The sequence below is a fragment of the Hymenobacter agri genome, assembly GCF_054778495.1.
Genome location: NZ_BAAGZM010000656.1, coordinates 1 through 2,257 on the forward strand (window position 1 = coordinate 1; position 2,257 = coordinate 2,257).

Genomic DNA, 2,257 nt, shown 5'->3' on the forward strand with positions numbered 1-2,257 from the left:
CACGTTGGCGAGGTCGGCGGTGGCCAGGTCGCGGGGCTTGAGGCGCTGGCGCAGCTGCACGTAGAGCAGGCTGGTTTTGGTGGGCGAGTAGGCCAGGCGCACGAGGGCATCGTGGCCATCGGTGGGGGCGCTGGCCCGGTAGCGCAGCCACGGGAAGCGGAACTGGTCGTAGTAGGCCGAGATTTCCCACTTGGCCACGGGCCGCACCTTCAGGCCGATATACACGCCGGTTTCGTTGATATTGCGGGTGTTTTCGCTGAACGCGTTGCCGTAGAGGGTGTGGAAGGTGGGGTCGTAGTGCCGCACCAGCAGGGCCGCATCCACCTGCGAGCCCAGGCTGGCCAGCAGGCCGTTCACGGTGCCCAGGCCGCCGCCGCTGCTGCGGGCGGTTTCGCCAAACAGCAGGAAGTTGCGGTACACGTAGCTGTAGTTCAGGCTGAGCGCCAGGTTTTCCTTGCCCGCGAACTCGAAGTAGTTGTAGGGCTCGGGCCGCTTGAGAATGGCCGTGCCGTAGTGCGTGAACACGCCCGTGGCCCCGATGGCCAGGTTGCCGTCGCGGCTGGTATAGGTGGCGTTGCCGCCGCCCACGGTTTCGGCCAGTTGATGGCGGTTGGCCAGCTCCGAGGCCGTGCGGTGGAAGCCCGTGTAGAGCAGCCCCGACGTGAACTCATCGAACTGCGCCAGCGAATCGAGGCTTTGCTGGAGGTTGGCGTCCACGTTCTTGTGCGAGGCAAAGGCCGTGGCCTGCACCGTGGGCGCTACCTGATAGGTGGCCGCCGCACCCCGGAAAAACGTGTTTTCGAGCAGCGACGCATACGCCCGCACGCCCACCGACGAGCGTCGCAGCGTGGTAATCGTCTCGGCCCCCTTGCCCACGCCCAGCCCCGACGACAGCAGCAGCCCCTGTCCGAATTGCAGCTGGTAGTCGCCCAGCGCCAGCGCCTTCAGCTTGCCCCGCTCCTGCAGCAGCAGGTGCGCCGACACGTAGTCGGCCCCAAACTGCCCGTTGCGCGGGTTCCAGATGAGCTGCTCGCCGGCGTCCTTCTCCATCGAAAAGCCCAGGCTGAAATCCTTGGTGTGGCTCACGCGGTAGCGCAGCAGCATTTTGTCGGCCGAGCCAAGGTAGCGCGTGGTGGGCTGGCCCTGGTAGAGGGTGGGCGGCGTGTAGCCCTGCCGCTGCTGCTGCACCCGCTCATAGCGCATGTACAGGGCGTTGTTGTCCTCCCGGGCCACGCGCTGCCAGAAACTGCCCCGGCTGGCGTTGGTGCCACCGCTCTGCACGGTCACGAAGGGCAGGATGCGCGTAATCGTGCGCAGGTCGTAGCCTTCGATGCTTTGCAGCTCATACACGCTTAGTAGGTCGCCGTTGGTCTCGCGGTGCTTCAGCAGGGTGGTTATCTGGTTTTCGTTCAGCAGCAGCAGCGAGCGCAGCTCTTCGCGGTTGGCGGTGTTGAGGTTGATGGGCGTCTGGTAGTACTGGAGCAGCGTTTCGTAGAGGTCCTCGTACGGCACTTCGTCGCTCTGAATCTCGGCAAACAACTCCTGCGTGAGGCGGTCGAGGTCGGGCGGGCGGCGCACGTAGTCCTGGCCGTGGGCCGAATGAGCGAGTGCCAGCATACTACACAGCGCCAGCACCGCACGTAAGCGTAGCGGCTTTCTCATTGCTTCCCGCCCCACACTTTACTGACGCCCAAATGCTGGCTGAAACCCAGCGCCTGCTGAAACGCCGCCGCGTAGTCAATCTGAAAGCTGCCCGCCAGCACGCCAATGCCCGCACTGGCCTGCTCCGTGAGCGAGGCCAGGCCCAGGCGCGCGGCCAGCACCGGCACCGGCCGGTACTCCAGCCCGGCCTTGAAGTTGGCATCGCGCTCCACGTCCTTTTCGGCTTCTACCAGCAGCAGCACCTGCGCGCCCGGCCGGTAGGCCAATCCGGCCTTGAGCACGGTGGGCACCCGCTCGTCCTGGTAGCTGGCTAAGCGGGTCTGGCTGAGGTTGTAGAGCGCCGCGCCGAAGCTTAGCTTGCGCGGCACCACCTCAATTTGTCCACCCAGCGTGCCCATGGCTACGCGCCGGCTGCCCAGGCCCTCAATACTCACCTGCAGCACGTCGACCCGCGCGCCCAGGCTAATTTGGCCGAAGCGGTAGCCGTAGCCCACACCCACCCGCGTTTCATTATAAAGCTGCCCGCCGAAGCGCTGCGCCTCCACCCCCACCACGCCGTGCCAGGCCCAGGGCCGCACGGCCGGCGCATCGGAGC

At 66.0% G+C, this 2,257-nt stretch carries 2 protein-coding genes; both read right to left on the minus strand.

All coding sequences use genetic code 11. The annotated features are described in order from the left end of the window. On the minus strand, positions 1-1,617 hold a 1,617-nt coding region (locus ACYVDE_RS20700; RefSeq protein WP_460503433.1), incomplete at its 3' end, for a hypothetical protein. 41 nt (positions 1,618-1,658) lie between these two features. Then, on the minus strand, positions 1,659-2,257 hold a 599-nt coding region (locus tag ACYVDE_RS20705), incomplete at its 5' end, for a hypothetical protein (protein ID WP_460503434.1).